The organism is Fictibacillus sp. 18YEL24, assembly GCF_015903855.1.
GTDB lineage: Bacteria > Bacillota > Bacilli > Bacillales > Fictibacillaceae > Fictibacillus > Fictibacillus phosphorivorans_C.
This window is the reverse complement of the sequence record NZ_JACZDT010000001.1, coordinates 147,399-163,429: the sequence shown is the minus strand read 5'-3', so window position 1 is coordinate 163,429 and position 16,031 is coordinate 147,399. Positions and strand designations below refer to the sequence as shown.

Annotated in this window: 18 protein-coding genes; 4 read left to right on the top strand and 14 right to left on the bottom strand. The window is 38.3% G+C overall.

The genetic code is table 11. The features are described 5' to 3' along the window. Window positions 1–78 precede the first annotated feature (78 nt). From tkt to yneA, 5 genes are all read right to left on the bottom strand, one after another. Window positions 79–2,082 carry a transketolase gene (gene tkt / locus HU823_RS00815; RefSeq protein WP_370629968.1) on the bottom strand — a complete coding sequence of 668 codons (2,004 nt, stop codon included), beginning with the start codon at window positions 2,080–2,082 and terminating at the stop codon, window positions 79–81. A 174-nt stretch (window positions 2,083–2,256) separates the two neighbouring features. After that, window positions 2,257–2,541, bottom strand: coding sequence for a HesB/YadR/YfhF family protein (locus HU823_RS00810; RefSeq protein ID WP_197220821.1), 285 nt, complete (start codon window positions 2,539–2,541; stop codon window positions 2,257–2,259). A 105-nt stretch (window positions 2,542–2,646) separates the two neighbouring features. After that, window positions 2,647–2,886 (bottom strand): DUF896 domain-containing protein, encoded by a 240-nt coding sequence (locus HU823_RS00805; RefSeq protein ID WP_144700628.1) that lies wholly within the window; start codon window positions 2,884–2,886, stop codon window positions 2,647–2,649. 61 nt (window positions 2,887–2,947) lie between these two features. Further along, window positions 2,948–3,592 carry a YneB family resolvase-like protein gene (locus tag HU823_RS00800; RefSeq protein ID WP_144700630.1) on the bottom strand — a complete coding sequence of 215 codons (645 nt, stop codon included), beginning with the start codon at window positions 3,590–3,592 and terminating at the stop codon, window positions 2,948–2,950. Between the two features lie 18 nt (window positions 3,593–3,610). Next, a complete protein-coding gene (gene yneA, locus HU823_RS00795; protein ID WP_144700632.1) occupies window positions 3,611–3,877 on the bottom strand; it encodes a cell division suppressor protein YneA in 267 nt (88 codons plus the stop codon). 160 nt (window positions 3,878–4,037) lie between these two features. On the opposite strand from yneA, the gene lexA reads away from it, so the two are divergent. Beyond that, window positions 4,038–4,652: a transcriptional repressor LexA gene (gene lexA / locus HU823_RS00790; protein ID WP_144700634.1), complete on the top strand. Its 615-nt coding sequence runs from the start codon at window positions 4,038–4,040 to the stop codon at window positions 4,650–4,652. A 92-nt stretch (window positions 4,653–4,744) separates the two neighbouring features. On the opposite strand, the gene HU823_RS00785 is transcribed toward lexA, so the two are convergent. Next, the gene (locus tag HU823_RS00785; protein ID WP_197220820.1) at window positions 4,745–5,581 is read right to left on the bottom strand and encodes a sulfite exporter TauE/SafE family protein; all 837 of its coding nucleotides are present in this window, start codon (window positions 5,579–5,581) and stop codon (window positions 4,745–4,747) included. A 103-nt stretch (window positions 5,582–5,684) separates the two neighbouring features. Between HU823_RS00785 and HU823_RS00780 the strand changes: the two genes are divergently transcribed. Next, the gene (locus tag HU823_RS00780) at window positions 5,685–6,524 is read left to right on the top strand and encodes a LysR family transcriptional regulator (RefSeq protein ID WP_197220819.1); all 840 of its coding nucleotides are present in this window, start codon (window positions 5,685–5,687) and stop codon (window positions 6,522–6,524) included. Between the two features lie 47 nt (window positions 6,525–6,571). On the opposite strand, the gene glnA is transcribed toward HU823_RS00780, so the two are convergent. The 5 genes from glnA to spoVK form a co-directional block, all read right to left on the bottom strand. Further along, on the bottom strand, window positions 6,572–7,906 hold the full coding sequence (glnA, locus tag HU823_RS00775) for a type I glutamate--ammonia ligase (RefSeq protein WP_066393872.1): 1,335 nt from the start codon (window positions 7,904–7,906) through the stop codon (window positions 6,572–6,574). A gap of 74 nt (window positions 7,907–7,980) precedes the next feature. Beyond that, the gene (locus HU823_RS00770; protein WP_066393870.1) at window positions 7,981–8,382 is read right to left on the bottom strand and encodes a MerR family transcriptional regulator; all 402 of its coding nucleotides are present in this window, start codon (window positions 8,380–8,382) and stop codon (window positions 7,981–7,983) included. Between the two features lie 130 nt (window positions 8,383–8,512). Further along, entirely contained in the window at window positions 8,513–9,784 is a 1,272-nt protein-coding gene (locus HU823_RS00765; protein ID WP_197220818.1) for an aminotransferase class I/II-fold pyridoxal phosphate-dependent enzyme, read from the bottom strand. Window position 9,785: 1 nt separating this feature from the next. After that, a complete protein-coding gene (gene hflX / locus HU823_RS00760) occupies window positions 9,786–11,042 on the bottom strand; it encodes a GTPase HflX (RefSeq protein ID WP_197220817.1) in 1,257 nt (418 codons plus the stop codon). A 39-nt stretch (window positions 11,043–11,081) separates the two neighbouring features. Continuing rightward, window positions 11,082–12,035: a stage V sporulation protein K gene (gene spoVK, locus HU823_RS00755; RefSeq protein WP_197220816.1), complete on the bottom strand. Its 954-nt coding sequence runs from the start codon at window positions 12,033–12,035 to the stop codon at window positions 11,082–11,084. Between the two features lie 273 nt (window positions 12,036–12,308). Here spoVK and HU823_RS00750 point away from each other — a divergent pair, with 273 nt between their 5' ends. Further along, a complete protein-coding gene (locus tag HU823_RS00750; protein ID WP_186320531.1) occupies window positions 12,309–12,932 on the top strand; it encodes a YitT family protein in 624 nt (207 codons plus the stop codon). A gap of 131 nt (window positions 12,933–13,063) precedes the next feature. On the opposite strand, the gene HU823_RS00745 is transcribed toward HU823_RS00750, so the two are convergent. Next, window positions 13,064–13,642, bottom strand: coding sequence for a YhcN/YlaJ family sporulation lipoprotein (locus tag HU823_RS00745; RefSeq protein WP_144700648.1), 579 nt, complete (start codon window positions 13,640–13,642; stop codon window positions 13,064–13,066). Between the two features lie 102 nt (window positions 13,643–13,744). Between HU823_RS00745 and HU823_RS00740 the strand changes: the two genes are divergently transcribed. Then, complete coding sequence (locus HU823_RS00740; protein ID WP_197220815.1) at window positions 13,745–14,725, top strand: tyrosine-type recombinase/integrase; 981 nt, start codon at window positions 13,745–13,747, stop codon at window positions 14,723–14,725. A gap of 78 nt (window positions 14,726–14,803) precedes the next feature. On the opposite strand, the gene hfq is transcribed toward HU823_RS00740, so the two are convergent. Both hfq and miaA read right to left on the bottom strand, forming a co-directional pair. Continuing rightward, window positions 14,804–15,040 (bottom strand): RNA chaperone Hfq, encoded by a 237-nt coding sequence (hfq, locus tag HU823_RS00735; RefSeq protein WP_066393852.1) that lies wholly within the window; start codon window positions 15,038–15,040, stop codon window positions 14,804–14,806. A 31-nt stretch (window positions 15,041–15,071) separates the two neighbouring features. Then, window positions 15,072–16,022 (bottom strand): tRNA (adenosine(37)-N6)-dimethylallyltransferase MiaA, encoded by a 951-nt coding sequence (gene miaA, locus HU823_RS00730; RefSeq protein WP_197220814.1) that lies wholly within the window; start codon window positions 16,020–16,022, stop codon window positions 15,072–15,074. Window positions 16,023–16,031 lie beyond the last annotated feature (9 nt).

Below are 16,031 nucleotides of genomic sequence, written 5' to 3'. Positions count from 1 at the left end.
AAAAAGGTGTGCAAAATACAACTACTTTTGTCGAAACAGTAAGAAAAGGAGGTTCCCTCTCGGAAACCTCCTTTCTTTTTATTTATTTAACATATCTTTAACACGTTTTACGATGTTCTCTGGTGTAAATCCGAATTCTTTTTGGATGACTTCTCCAGGAGCAGATGCACCAAACGTATCGATTGTTAACGTATCTCCTTCAAGGCCAACATATTTATGCCAACCAAGAGAAGCTCCCATTTCAATCGCTAAACGCTTCGTAATATTCTTAGGAAGTACAGATTCTTTATAGTCGTTATCTTGCTTATCAAAGCTTTCCCAAGATGGCATCGAAACGACTGAAGCTGAAATGCCTTCTTTTTGAAGTAGTTCTTGTGCAGCAACTGCAATACTAACTTCAGATCCTGCAGAAAGAAGCAATACATCTGCATCTGCTTCAGCTGGCGAAACAACATAAGCACCTCGTTTAACACCTTCATATGCTTTCTCTTTTGTGTTCTTTAAGATCGGTAGGTCATGACGGCTTAATACCAATGCAGTCGGCTGGTTCTTGCTCTCAAGTGCTAACTTCCAAGCTGCGTTTGACTCATATCCATCAGCCGGACGAATCAAGTTAAGATTTGGCATCGCACGAAGAGAAGCAAGTTGCTCGACTGGTTCATGAGTTGGACCATCTTCCCCTACCATTACACTGTCATGCGTTAATACATACGTTACAGGAAGACCCATTAGAGCAGATAGACGAATAGCAGGTCTTACATAATCAGAGAACACGAAGAATGTTCCACCAAACACATTCAGACCGCCATGCAGTGCCATTCCGTTCAGTGCAGCTCCCATAGCGAACTCACGAACACCAAACCAGATGTTACGTCCACTGTAATCATTGCGGCTGAAATTATTTTCGCCTTCAATAAGTGTTTTATTTGATCCTGCTAAGTCAGCAGATCCACCAAATAATGATGGCACACTCTTAGCTAGGGCATTGATCGCCTTACCTGAAGAAGAACGAGTAGCTATCGCTTTATCGTAGTCAGGAAGATCCTTATCCCAATTCTCAGGAAGATTTCCTTTGATCGCTTCTTGAAGCTCTTGAGCTAATTCTGGATAAGCTTCTGCATAAGCTTTGAATTGCTTGTTCCACTCTTCTTCTTTTGCTTGTCCTTCACTTTTCAGTTGTTCAAAGTGTGAATGAACTTCATCTGGAACATGGAAATCTTGCTCAAACGTCCATTTGTACGCTTCTTTTGTCAGTAAGATCTCATCTTTACCTAGTGGCGCGCCGTGAGAAGCAGATTTTCCTGATTTATTTGGTGAACCATGTCCGATCACAGTCTTTACTTCAATAAGCGTTGGCTTGTTAAGTTCTTCACGCGCTTCTGATAGTGCTTTTTCGATCTCATCAAGATCTGTTCCATCTTCCACATAAAGGACTTGCCAGCCATAAGCTTCAAATCTTTGTTTTACACTTTCAGAGAAAGAGTGATGAAGGTCGCCATCCAAAGAAATATCATTTGAATCGTAAAGTACGATCATTCTACCAAGTGCAAGATGTCCTGCAAGTGAAGCTGCTTCAGCAGAAACACCCTCCATAAGGTCTCCATCACCACAGATAGAATAAGTAAAGTGATCAATTACTTCATGGCCATCACGGTTATATTTTGCAGCCAAATGACGTTCAGCCATAGCCATACCTACAGCCATCGCAATCCCTTGACCTAGTGGGCCAGTTGTTGCTTCAACACCAACCGTATGACCGAATTCAGGGTGACCTGGAGTCTTACTTCCCCATTGTCTGAAATTCTTCAGATCATCAATTGTTAAGCCATATCCACTCAAATGTAGCAAGCTATATAACAACATCGATCCATGTCCTGCTGATAATACAAAACGGTCACGGTTGAACCATTCAGGATTTGCAGGATTATGGTTCATAAATTTTGACCATAAGCTATATGCCATAGGTGCAGCACCCATCGGCATACCTGGATGCCCTGAGTTCGCTTTTTCTATGCTGTCGATAGAAAGTGTTCTTATTGTATTAATTGCTAATTCATCAATAGTTCGTGACAAAAAAATCATCCCTTCATATGTACTAAACAGTTTTGACTTTCATAATAAACGTTCAAATGCAATTAGACAAGACAAACACATTATTAGCTATAGTTATTTTACCATCTACTCATAAAAACATACAAAAACCGCCTGTTTTCCTACAACATTTTGGTTGTATTAGAACAGGCGGTTAAATTTTATTTATGCGAGCCCTGGTAAATGACATGAAAAGTGATCCGTATTTTCATCATAATCAAGTTTCATATTCTCCACGAACCATCTTTCTTCGTTTTTAACAAAAAATCGAAGACCTTCGACCTCTTGAATGTAATCGTTCTCTTCAGGAACTGCAGGCGTCACACCAAGTGAAAAACCTCCCGAGTCACCACTTCCTGCATATTTAACGAAAAGTCTTAAAGCCTCTGTCGTTTCTAAAGTAATATCCTTATAAAGGTTCGCTGCTGCACTTGTAATTGAAAAAGTCAAAATATTCTCCCCTTTCAAAGTTGTTATATAACAGTATATACTAATATATATAGAATGCAACAGAAAAAAATGCCTATTTACAGTTGAGTAAATAGGCATTTTATATTAATGTTTAAGGTTTTTTTTATTGTCTTTACTTCTTTTTAATTTTTCCGGTGTTACATCATCACCATTAGGATCAACAAAAGTCATTCCATGCAGATCTTGAACAAAAGATTTACGGAAAACTTGCAAATATTCTTCTCGCAGTTTTTTTTGTTCCGTTTTTTCTGCTGATGTTAGATCGGTTTGTTTAGATTTTTTAGACAGTTCATTTATACGTTGCATTTTATCTTTAGATAACATAGTAAAAAACTCCTTTTCAAAGCATTCTTCACTCTATCCTACAGCAGAATGAAAGGAATTTCTAGTTATCTGTATTTTCCACATGTTCTTTGTATCTTCTATGTACGGTTGCTTTAGATACATCAAAGCCCAACCCTCTAAGCGTTAACGCGATGTCATGAAATGTAAGCTTCATGTTCTTTAATCTAACGATTTCAGAAATCGGCACTTCTTTTTTGTCTCTGCCACCACCGGTTTGATTCTTTAGATTCTTCTGAGGTTTATATCCTTCTTTAACAGCTTTTTTCATTCCACGCTTGATCTTCATATTATGAAGTTTTCGTTGGTATTCTTCTACAGTAGAAACAATATCAAGCACCATTTCGTCCGCTTCTGTTAACGTGTATTCTCCATTATTAGAAAGGGTATATACTTTAATATTGTATTTGATCAACTGATGAAGTATTGCCATCTTAGCTTTTCCTCTGCCTAACCGGGTATCATCTTGTACAAGAAGGCACTGGAACTCTCCATCCCTTGCAAGATCTAATATATTTAATAACTCTTCTCGATCTAAAGAGAATCCACTTGCCTTCTCACGATAACAGTTCACCACTTCAAATTGAAATTGTATTGCTAACTTCTCAAGTTCAGCTTCTTGTCTTTCTAATGAAGTCATTTGTTCATCTTTATCTGTACTAACTCTGGAGTATATGATTGCTTTCATTGTTTAAAACCCGCTTTTTTATTTATTAACTGGTATGATTACTTTCTGTCCTGGAAAAACGGCTGCCGCATTTACACTGTTCTTCTTTTCGACCCATTGTATAAACTCCCAATTGGAATAATGATGCTTGGCATTATACTCTTCAGAAAGACTCCACAGTGAGTCTCCCTCCTGTATGGTTACTTCAATATATTGAGCTTCTTGTGAGGCAAGATTTGATAACGTAAAAAATATACCACCTAACAACCCTAAAAATACAATAACATGCATTGTCCCTTGTTTCATTGTGATATCCCCTTTCAACAAACGTTTGTTCGCATCTCTTGGTTTTATAATAACTGGAACGTTTGTTCGGTGTCAACTATTTTTTCGAACTTATGTTTGTATCTCTGAATTCCCCATGATATACTTTTTGTAGATAAAAAATTCGGTGAGGTGCTAAAAAATGACTAAGTTATCCAGACGACAATTGGATATATTGGCTTTCATAAAAGAGGAAGTATCACAAAAAGGGTATCCGCCTTCAGTTCGTGAAATCGGAGAGGCAGTTGGCCTTGCTTCAAGCTCCACAGTCCATGGACATTTAGCAAGACTTGAGAAAAAAGGACTTATTCGACGAGATCCAACAAAACCAAGAGCGATTGAAGTATTAGGCTTAGAAGAGAACATTCCTTCTGTCCGTTCTGTTTCAATTCCTGTTATCGGTAAAGTTACAGCAGGTCTACCAATCAGCGCAGTTGAAAACGTTGAAGAATACTTCCCATTACCTGAGCACGTTGTTGGAGATGAGAACGTCTTCATGTTATCTGTAGTTGGTGACAGTATGATTGAAGCAGGAATCTTCAATAAGGACCTAGTTGTTGTAAAACAGCAGCCTACAGCAAATAATGGAGATATCATCGTAGCAATGACCGATGAAGATGAAGCGACTGTGAAAAGATTCTTTAAAGAAAGAAACCATATTCGATTGCAGCCTGAAAATTCGTCGATGGAACCAATTATCTTACAGAGCTGTACGATTTTAGGTAAAGTGATCGGTGTATATCGAAGCATTCATTAATTAAATCAGAAGAAGTATCTAGTTAACTAGATACTTCTTCTTTTGATTATTAATGATTCTTATAGAATCATCGATAGGCACTCTGTTACTCGTCATAATAATCGAGAAGCTTTGTTATAAAATAGTACGATAAAGAATAGTCCTACCGCTGAGAGTAAGAGTCCAAGAGACAACATTGTTAAAGATAACATTTTAAAAACCACACTCAATGCAACTACAACATAAAAGACAGCAAGCATTTCTTTCACCATAATTTTCGAAAACTTTTTCAAATTAATAATACCAAATGGAGTGCCAATGAGAGCTCCGACAATCAGCAGCAAACCGTGGCGATAATCCATTTCAGCCCCTCCGTATACATAAGATCCAATTCCAGAGATGACTATAATTGAAGCTGCTGCAATACTTGTACCAATTGCTCTATTGAGATCAATACCAACCTTCTTTGTAAGTAGTGGTGTCATCACGAAACCACCACTTACGCCCATAAGTGATGATAGGACTCCTGTAAACAATCCTATTAAAGGGATCCAAGACTTTCTTCTCTCTTTTCTGACAGATTGACTATTGTTTAAAAATTGAGATGCAAACCAGCTCAAGATAATTATATATACAACTGAAATAACAGTTGATGCTCCATTTATTTTTTCGAGCCAATGTACGAATGGCACAGTTGAAACAGTCCCTATTACCCCGAATAATCCGAGTGAACAAGCCGAACGAATGTTTACATTCTTCATTTTCATGTGAGATAGTGTGCCAGTAACTGTCGAGCCTAACGTCAACATTAAAGAAAGAATAATGGCTTGGGTAGGTTCATAATCAAGTACTAAAAGGACAGGAGTCAGTATAATTCCCCCGCCAACCCCAAAAAAACCTGAGATGATACCTATTGCTGCACCACCAATTACAAACATAAGCCATTCCATTTACCAACACTTCCTTCCTCCTTTCATTTTAACTCCGACTTAACTATAATAAAAATGAATAAATTTCATCTATATCATTACGATTCTTAATGGAGGATTCCCAATGCAATTAGACTGGATTAAAAGTTTCGTAACTCTTGCTCATTTAAAACATTTTACAAAAACGAGCGAATTCTTAAATCTTTCACAGCCTACTATTAGCGTTCATATTAAAAAGCTAGAGGAGTATTTGGGGTTAAAGCTTATCCGAAGGTCTGGAACGAATCAATCGTTTGAATTAACTAATGCAGGAATGCAAGTTTATGAACAAGGTAAAAAAATGTTAGAGATCTCAAGAACCATTGAATCTATAAAAGAAAAAAACGAAGAGATGCTTCTTCGAATTGGAGCCACACATACAGTAAGCGATGTATTATTACCGGACTTCGTAAAGAAGATTAAGTTACTCTATCCATATATTCATCTGAAATTAATAATTCATAATCATGAACAAATTGTAGAAGAGCTCAGATTGAACAAAATTGATATTGCTTTAGTTGAAGGAACAAGAGGGCTAGATCCTTTTCAAGTCGAAGTCGTCAGCAGAGATGAGCTTCGTTTTTATGCTCAATATCGAATGTCTATTGTAAATTCTCCACTTATCCTCAGAGAGAAAGGATCGGGTACAAGAGAATACGCAGATCAATTTTTACGTTCCGAAAGAATTGAACCAGTGGAAATTATTGAAGCAAGCAGCCATTACTTAATCAAACAGTTAGCTCTAAGAGGACTCGGCGTCGGATTTCTTTCTTATTCAATGGTCAAAGAGGAGGTATTAGAAGGAAAGCTCGTCCCACTCGATCCACATGTTGTTTATCGTCCCTTTTATGTGGTATGTGCTGTAGAATACGCCTCAGGAACCATTCACTCAGAAGTATTGAAGCTTCTACAAAATCTTTCATAAGAACAACAAAAAACCCCTGATAATGATATCAGGGGTTTTTCTTCTTCTTAATACATGCTCATATATTGTTCGCGTTCCCAAGGGTGAACTTGTGTACGGAACATATCCCACTCGATCTCTTTCGCTTCAATGAAGTGCTCTGTAGCATGTGCTCCAAGAGCTGTTGTAAGAACTTCATTTTTGCTGAATAGAGTTAGCGCTTCTTTTAATGTTGCTGGAAGATCTTTGATACCTTCTGCTTCGCGCTCTTCTTTATCCATTACATAGATGTTTCTATCGATTGGCTTTGGAGCGTTTAGCTTGTTCTTGATTCCATCAAGACCAGCTGCAAGCAATACTGCCATAGCAAGATAAGGGTTAGCCGTTGGATCAACGCTTCTTACCTCAATACGAGTGCTGATGCCGCGAGAAGCAGGAATACGAATAAGCGGGCTTCTGTTTTGCATAGACCATGCAACATAACAAGGTGCTTCGTAACCAGGTACAAGTCGCTTATAAGAGTTTACAGTCGGGTTCGTGATCGCTGTGAAATCTTGTGCATGCTTTAAGATACCTGCTAGGAAATGCATAGCTGTCTCACTTAATCCTGTTTCTGATTTCGCATCATAGAACACGTTTTCTCCATCTTTAAATAGAGACATGTTCGCGTGCATACCTGAACCGTTCACACCGAACAATGGTTTAGCCATGAATGTTGCATGAAGACCATGCTTACGAGCGATCGTTTTAACAGCTAACTTAAATGTTTGAATGTTATCACAAGTGCTCACAGCATCAGCATATTTAAAGTCGATCTCATGCTGACCTGGTGCTACTTCATGGTGAGAAGCTTCGATTTCAAAGCCCATATCTTCAAGTTCTAACACGATATCTCTACGGCAGTTTTCACCGAGATCCGTTGGAGCTAAGTCAAAATATCCACCTTTATCGTTTAGTTCTAGAGTCGGCTCACCCTTCTCATCGTTCTTGAATAAGAAGAATTCAGGCTCAGGTCCAATGTTGAAATCGGAGAACCCTAAGTCTTCCATCTCTTTTAACACACGCTTTAAGATTCCACGTGGATCACCATCGAACGGGTTACCATCAGGCATAAAGATATCACAGATCAAACGTGCAACTTTGCCTTTTTCAGAAGTCCATGGGAAAATCATAAATGTATCTAAATCAGGATAAAGATTCATGTCTGATTCTTCAATTCGAACGAATCCTTCGATAGAAGATCCGTCAAACATCATCTTGTTATCTAAAGCTTTTTCAAGCTGACCGATCGGAATCTCAACATTCTTGATAACACCCAATAAATCAGTAAATTGTAGACGGATGAATCTTACGTTTTCTTCTTTTACCATTCTTAAGATATCTTCTTTAGTGTACTTAGACAAATCTTTCTCCTCCTTTAAATATAAAGCGCCTATTTATGGCGATTGTTCACATCGTAAGTATTAACAAATAATCTTTAATGAAAAAACCTAGAAAGTTCTCCTTGTATCAATGAGGTTTTTCCATGTCTGCCAGCATGAATCAATTCCCTTTTTAACCTGCGATGAAGCGCAGATTCGGAAATTTGTTGAACACCTTGCACATTCGGCTGGTTCTTAATCAGTTCTGCTGCTTGTTCATTCAGTTCAAAGACTCGTTTGATTCCAGCTAAGTTTACGCCTTGCTCAAGAAGTGCTTTGATCTCTAGAAGTTTATCAACATCATTAAATGAAAATAAACGACGGTTCCCTTCAGTACGTGCAGGATGAATAAGATCATGCTCTTCGTAATACCGAATCTGTCGAGCTGATAGTTCAGTCAGCTGCATGACGATGCTGATGGGGAACAAAGGTAAGTTCCTACGATTCATATCGTTCATATTGCCTACCTCCTTTCAACTTCTTTTTATATCTTATGTCACAAAAGCTCACATGTCAATCCTAATGTTAGAAAAATTAACATCAAAACAAAAAAGAGACTTTTCGCCTCTTTTTTTGTTCAATCTATTGTTATCGTTTATCAATTAGTCCATGAGTTAAAAGTTCATCAACAGCTGATAATACAGCAATCTTCACATGTTCATACGTTAGGCCACCCTGTACGAACGCTATATATGGTGGTCGGATCGGACCATCCGCAGTTAGCTCAATGCTAGCACCTTGAATAAATGTACCTGCTGCCATGATCACATCGTCTTCATAGCCAGGCATATAATCAGGGTATGGAATCGCATAAGAGTTGATCGGTGATGCTTTTTGAATAGCTTGACAGAACTTAATCATCCGCTCGCGATCATTAAAGATTACAGATTGAATAAGATCTGTTCTCTTTGCATCAAATGATGGACGCGTTTCCATTCCTAGTTCTTCTAAGAAAGCAGCTGTAAACACTGCACCTTTTAATGCTTGAGCCGTTACGTGAGGTGCTAGGAAGAATCCTTGGTACATTTCTTGAAGACTGTAAAGAGATGCCCCTGCTTCACGACCTATTCCAGGAGAAGTTAATCGATACGAAATTCTATTGACCAACTTCTCCTTTCCAGCGATGTAACCACCTGTTTTGGCAAGACCGCCGCCAGGATTTTTAATCAGGGAGCCTGCAATAATATCGGCTCCTGCTTCAATGGGTTCTCTTTCTTCAACAAACTCGCCGTAACAATTATCAACGAACACGATCACATCTGATTTGATTTCTTTTACGAAAGATATCAACTCTTCTATTTCAGTTACTGTGAAAGATGGACGATCCGCATATCCTTTTGAGCGTTGAATACCGATCACTTTCGTTTTTTCTGAAATCGCACGCTGAACTTTCGGGAAGTTAATAGCGCCTTCAGGAGTCAGATCTACATGTTTATACGAGATGTTGTAATCTTTTAAAGACCCTTCACCAGTTCCCCTGATCCCTACAATTTCTTCGAGCGTATCATAAGGTTTACCAGTGATATAAAGCAGTTCATCTCCAGGGCGAAGCATACCGAATAAAGATAGAGTGATCGCATGAGTACCAGAGATGATTTGCGGCCTAACGATTGCAGCCTCTGCTCCAAAAACATCCGCATACACTTTTTCGAGAGTATCTCGACCAGAGTCATCGTATCCATAACCGGTTGAAGGATGAAAATGATGATCTCCTACTTGATTGTTTTGAAATGCTTTCAAAACTTTTAGCTGATTAACTTCACAGATCTCATCAATCAGCTTATGTTGTTTTGTAATACGTTCTGTTACTTTTTCTGTTGTACGTTTCAGTACCTCTTCATTTTGAAACTGTGAATACATGTTATTCTCCTTTGTTGCTGATGGACGGAATGGAAGAGGAAGATAATGCGTATCCCTTGCATTCATAAACCAACTCTTCTTTATTAAATTCTTGCGTAATTAGAATTGTTTCTCCGCGAAGTTGTGATAAAAGCTTGCCATCATGGGCCGGAACTTTCACCTCATAAAAAGTCATCTGTTTCATCACTTCTTTTTCAATCGTTTCAAGTAATAAGGAAATATCCGTACTCTCTAACGCAGAAATCGATATGGATGGACTCTCTGGAATAAAATCTTCTCCAAACTGGTCTTTTTTGTTATATACCGTGAGCATCGGAATATGGGATGCCTTTAGGTCACTTAATATACGTTTGACCGTTTGTTCATGTTGGTTACGGTCCTCACTAGCACCATCGATCACATGGATAAGAAGATTTGCTTCAGCCGCTTCTTCTAGTGTAGACCGGAAGGCAGCGATCAATGACGTAGGCAGATCTTGAATAAAACCTACCGTATCCGTTAACAGCATCTGAAACCCTCTTCTCAGTTTTACTTTTCGCGTCAACGGGTCAAGCGTTGCAAATAGTTGATCTTCTTCATAGCTATCAGCTTCTGTTAATTTGTTAAAGATCGTTGACTTCCCTGCGTTCGTATAACCAACAAGTGCTGCTTGAAAAGCGCCCTGGTGTTTGCGGCGTTCACGATATCTTTCTCTATGGCTTACAACTGAGTTGATCTGTGTTTTCAGTTCGTGTATACGAAACCGAATGTGACGTCTATCCTTTTCAAGCTTGGTCTCACCAGGACCACGAGTTCCGATACCTCCACCTAACCTAGAGAGACTAGCGCCTATTCCTGATAATCGAGGCAATAAGTATTCAAGCTGAGCAAGTTCTACTTGAAGCTTCCCTTCTCTAGTCTTTGCACGTTGAGCAAAGATATCTAATATGAGCTGCGTACGATCAATAACTCTTGCTTTGAAATGAGACGACAAGTTACGAACTTGAGAAGGAGATAACTCACTGTTAAATATAATGATATCTGCTTCAAGCTCTTCTTCTAAAGTAATAATCTCTTCTACTTTACCTTTTCCGATAAATGTAGCTGAATCATAACGGTCCCTTTTTTGTGTAACAACAGCACAAACTGTTCCTTGAGCCGTTTTCGTTAAAGATTTTAATTCTTCCATTGAATAAAAAAAACGCTCGTCGTTCTGCCGTGGAAGCTGACATCCGACGAGTATCGCTTTTTCATGAACTGAATCATTGTTTTTGTTCAAATTTGCGATCCCTGCTTTCCATAGTCTCCTTTCATCATATCAAATCGAATCACGTTCTTCTAGCACAAGGTCATCACTTTGAATCGTCATCAATGCTCTTCTATCTTGGTTGCTTTCGTTCAAGAGCCTGACAGATTGTCTTCTGACCGCTTTTTCAACCATATTACGAATGTATCTTCCGTTTGAAAACGAACCTGGATTACTTTGCTTTATCCGTTCGATGTGACTTTTTAGCTTCCATTCACAATCTCTTGTCAGCATGTATTCTCTTTCTGTGATCATTCTCTTTGCGATCTCCATTAATTCCTCTACAGAATAATCAGGGAACGAGATAACAAGTGGAAACCTAGAAGGTAAGCCCGGATTAAGTTTTAAAAAGCGATCCATTTCTTTTGGGTAACCAGCCAATATCAAGATGAAATCGTGCTGCTGATCTTCCATCGCTTTTACAAGTGTATCGATCGCCTCTTTTCCAAAGTCTTTTTCTCCACCGCGGCCTAAAGAATACGCTTCATCTATAAACAATATTCCTCCACTAGCTTTCTTTAGGAGCTCTCGTGTTTTTTGAGCGGTATGCCCAATGTATTCTCCAACTAGATCAGCCCGCTCAGCTTCGATCAGATGACCCTTTGAGAGTACTTTCATCTCATGAAACAAAGTCCCCAACTTTCTAGCTACGGTCGTCTTTCCGGTGCCTGGGTTACCTTTAAATAGCATATGAAGAGCTTGTTTTTCAGCTTTTAACCCTAACTCCTGACGGCATTTATTAATATGAAGCCATGCATAGATCTCTTTAACATGAAATTTCAAGTCTTCCATTCCGACTAAACGGTTCAGATCTTTTTCCATCTTGATGAGAGGTTGGTGCTTTTCAATTGTTTTCTCTTTTTTTCCTGCAAGTGCTGCTCCATCATCGATCTTCGACTTTTCACTCGCTTGATTTAAAACGATATTGATCTGCCTTTGCTTTTTTATCGCAATAGGTTCATTCAAAAGGAACCACCTCACTTTGCCAGTCAAATCATAATACGCAACAACATCCGATCCCGTGACAAATGCCTATACAATTTCTTGATCCACTGTTATCAATTTATGTTGAAGTCTTATGATCTACTACAAAGACAAGCTTTGTTTTTAGAATGAGTATATATTAACTGCATTGTAAGCGTTTTCTATTTTCAGATGAATAAAAATACTCAAGTATGCAAGATTTCCGTGTTATGTTAAATACTGTGAAAAAGTACGAATCGAATGGACGAAGAAATTATGCATATTAAACTACAGAAAAGCTTGTTTATACTAATGGGATTGTTTTTAACAGCGATTGGCATCAAATTATTAAACATTCACACGTTAACGTTTGGCGGTACAGCAGGGATCGCTACTCTTATATCATTCATGACGAATTGGACATGGGGCATTCTATTCCTAATTGTAAACTTACCCTTTTTTATTCTTTCGATTAAAAAACTGGGTTGGAATTTCTCACTTCTAACGTTTCTTTGCATCATACTCATCTCTGCCATCTCAGATCTAATGGATTATCTTACGCTTCCACTAATCTCTCCGATCGCAGCTGCGATCGTTGCTGGAAGTCTGATAGGTATAGGTGTTAGTTTTGTATTAAATTCAGGGGCATCATTAGGCGGCATACACATTCTCGCTCTATATTTAGAACAACAATCTAATATTAATCGAGGGATATCCTTGTTTGTCACAGATTTTATTATTGTGTCATCTGCTGTAGTCATGTTTGGATTTAAAAATGCTTTAATATCAATCATTGCAATCACTGTCGCTTCCTTCTTAACAGGAAGATTAAAAAGCACGGTCAAACCCTCAGAAGTCGAGTATCAAACTTCTGATTCAAAATCACTTCAAAACAGCTAAGAGCATTCTCCATCAACGGAGAATGCTCTTTTCATTTCTTTAAGAAATAATTTGTTAACATATTTATTATTATGTTAACACACTGTCTATCCATGTCATTTTCTGCGCTTGCTTAGGAAATAAAATGTGTCTTATTCGTAAAGATCATTTCGAATGGATGTATCCTCTTCATGCATGTCTTGCCTCTCAGTGGACTTCAACTGCCCTTTTAATGGCTTTATTTTTCCGATTAGAATCCCAAGTTCATTATAAACTCCACTCTTTGAGTCATGTTTGCTGTGTGATGCAATATTCCCTAACCTCTTGATCTGCGCTATCTTATCCGGATCGGTGGTAATGGCTGCATTTCTACCATGTGCATTTCCTTTTAATCCGTTATAAACCGCTTTACGCAGCTGGTCGTTTTCTTCTCCAGGTGAAACAGGCTCAGAAGGAACGATCCCAACTAGTGTGTAAATACCACTCACAATCACATAAGCCTTATCCACACCGTTTACTTTTTCCGCTAGATGAACAAGATCTTTTGATTGATGAACTTCATCAGACTTTTCTACAACTAATGGTGAATCTATCTGTGTATTCGGTTTTCGTTCTGATGTATCATATTTCACTTGCTCAGTATCAAGGGTTTCATCTCCCGAACCGGTTTTGCCTGAACACGCAGTTAAGAAAAGAGCTGAAGATAGAACGATCATTCCTGATTTCCACATATCTAACCATCCTTTTTTCCATAGTTTCCATTGGACTTTGTAGAAATATGCAAAAAAAAGACGCTTTGTTATAATGGGAAAAAGAGGTTATAGGAGGCAATTATGGAAGAATATCCACACTTACCCGAATATGCCGATTCATATATTGTTTACTTACAGAAGAAAGATCGCACGAAGAGCACGATTAAACGATATTATTATGATCTTTTAGATTTTTTTGCATGGGTTAGAGTTATGAAGGAGAATGATGACCTACATACGATACAACACTTAGATGCTGTAACGTTAAATGAGTATTTTCTTTTTCTTTCTGAACAACGAGAATATCGAACGGCTACGACCAAACGAGTTTTTACCGTTATTAAAAGTCTCTTTTCTTTTCTACATGCCCATAGGAAGATTGTGTTTAATCCTTTTTCTGAACTGGAACAAACACTTAAAGAAGACATTCATTTTACGGATGATGATTTTATTTCAGAAGAAGAATATAAAATCCTATTTCAAACACTCTCTTCTTATGAGGGTTTAACGGAGAAACAACAAAAATTCAGGCACCTCTTGATTAAGAGAAATGAAGCGATCCTTTCTCTTCTCTATCGTTATGGCATTACACTGCAGGAAATCACGAATATTGAAATGAAACATGTTCATTTTACACAACATGAATTAACCGTGATCAACAAAAATGAAACAAGATTGATCTTACTTGACGACGAGACACTTCAACTATTATATCATTACAAAGAAGATATCCCAGAAAGTATCCGACCGAGAAAATATTCTTCTGATCATTTCTTTATCGCGTTTGATTATCAAAGAGGAACGTATCGGTTTGATTATGGAAAGTATGAGCCAAAACCGTTAACGGTCATCGCTATTCAAAAGATGCTGAGACAAGAGATCCGTCGCTCTTGCCTGAGAGAAAGAATCAGCTCCCAGCACCTGAGAAGAACGGCTATCTTAAATCTTTTAAAAGAAGGGAAAGCTGAAGAAGAAGTTCAAATATGGTTTGGATTAAAATCAAATCTCACTCTGAACCGCTATGAAGCCTATTTAGAAACAACTGAAATGAAAAAGAGATGAACAAGGAATAGACAAATATATGTGTACCAATTAAAAACTCCCTATCAACCTTATTTAAGGACAATAGGGAGAGTTTTTTTATTCATTTGTATTTGCAGAAGACAAATCGACATTTCGGTGTGGGGTAAACGTTGAAATGGCATGCTTGTAAATGAGGTGCTGTTTTCCTTCTGCCTCTAGAACAACAGTAAAGTTGTCAAACCCCTTCACTAAACCTTTAAGCTGAAATCCATTCAGCAGATATACGGTCACATAAATGTTTTCGCGACGTAACTGGTTTAAGTAATGATCCTGTAAATTGATTGATTGCTTCATGTGAACAGATCCTCCTCTTTGGGCATTACCCTTATACATTCTCGGAAATTTCTAATTTCCCTTCAACAAAGTGCTGAATTTCTTGAAATTTTTTGTGAAAGGGATCTTCGTCCATGCTAAACCATTCAACATCCATCTGGTTGCGAAACCATGTGTATTGCCTTTTTGCATATCGCCTGGAGTCTCTCTTTAACAAAGTGATCGCTTCTTTTAAAGTACTTTCCCCTGAAAGATATGGAAAAAACTCTTTGTAGCCTATCGCTTTAGCGGCCAGACTGTTCGTTATGTCTTGTTCAAAAAGCATTCTTGCTTCGTTTATTACGCCTTGTTGTACCATAAGGTCCACTCTTTCGTTTATGCGTTGGTATAAACGCTCTCGATCCATCGTCAACCCAACCAAAGCTAATTGATATCGAGATACCCCATCGCTCCCATTCTTTCCTTGTTCAATTGAGGGAGCATTTCCTGTCGTATAATAGATTTCTAGAGCTCTTATCACTCGCTGTACATTGTTCGGATGAATCTCTTTCGCACGCTGTGGATCGACTTTGAGCAGTTCTGCATGCAATACTTCTGAACCTTCGATCTCTGACTTTCGTTGAAGTTCGTCTCGCAATTGGTTATTTCGATTCGCTTCAGAGAATTCATAGTGATGAGTGACAGCTCTAACGTATAATCCCGTTCCACCTACAAGTATTGGAACCTTACCTCTTTGATTAATATCTGATATTCGTTCTCTAGCCAGTTTCTGAAACTCCGCAACTGAAAATGATTCTGTTGGATCTTTAATATCGATCAAATAATGAGGGATACCTTCTTTTTCTTCCTCAGTAATCTTGGCTGTTCCGATGTCAAGTCCTCTATAGATCTGCATAGAATCGCCGCTTATGATCTCACCATCTATCGCTTTCGCCAGTTCGATACTGGTTTTTGTTTTTCCAACAGCCGTTGGACCTATGATCACTACTAATTTTTCTTTCATGGTTTACTC

Excerpts from the sequence above, each read along its gene's own strand:
- HU823_RS00805 (WP_144700628.1), bottom strand. The coding sequence starts at position 2,886 with ATGTTATCTAAAGATAAAATGCAACGTATAAATGAACTGTCTAAAAAA.
- HU823_RS00800 (WP_144700630.1), bottom strand. The coding sequence starts at position 3,592 with ATGAAAGCAATCATATACTCCAGAGTTAGTACAGATAAAGATGAACAA.
- HU823_RS00780 (WP_197220819.1), top strand. The coding sequence starts at position 5,685 with ATGCAATTAGACTGGATTAAAAGTTTCGTAACTCTTGCTCATTTAAAA.
- HU823_RS00740 (WP_197220815.1), top strand. The coding sequence starts at position 13,745 with ATGGAAGAATATCCACACTTACCCGAATATGCCGATTCATATATTGTT.
- miaA (WP_197220814.1), bottom strand. The coding sequence starts at position 16,022 with ATGAAAGAAAAATTAGTAGTGATCATAGGTCCAACGGCTGTTGGAAAA.
- tkt (WP_370629968.1), bottom strand. The coding sequence starts at position 2,082 with ATGATTTTTTTGTCACGAACTATTGATGAATTAGCAATTAATACAATA.
- HU823_RS00750 (WP_186320531.1), top strand. The coding sequence starts at position 12,309 with ATGCATATTAAACTACAGAAAAGCTTGTTTATACTAATGGGATTGTTT.
- HU823_RS00770 (WP_066393870.1), bottom strand. The coding sequence starts at position 8,382 with ATGAACGATATGAATCGTAGGAACTTACCTTTGTTCCCCATCAGCATC.
- lexA (WP_144700634.1), top strand. The coding sequence starts at position 4,038 with ATGACTAAGTTATCCAGACGACAATTGGATATATTGGCTTTCATAAAA.
- hfq (WP_066393852.1), bottom strand. The coding sequence starts at position 15,040 with ATGAAGCAATCAATCAATTTACAGGATCATTACTTAAACCAGTTACGT.
- HU823_RS00745 (WP_144700648.1), bottom strand. The coding sequence starts at position 13,642 with ATGTGGAAATCAGGAATGATCGTTCTATCTTCAGCTCTTTTCTTAACT.
- yneA (WP_144700632.1), bottom strand. The coding sequence starts at position 3,877 with ATGAAACAAGGGACAATGCATGTTATTGTATTTTTAGGGTTGTTAGGT.
- HU823_RS00765 (WP_197220818.1), bottom strand. The coding sequence starts at position 9,784 with ATGTATTCACAGTTTCAAAATGAAGAGGTACTGAAACGTACAACAGAA.
- HU823_RS00785 (WP_197220820.1), bottom strand. The coding sequence starts at position 5,581 with ATGGAATGGCTTATGTTTGTAATTGGTGGTGCAGCAATAGGTATCATC.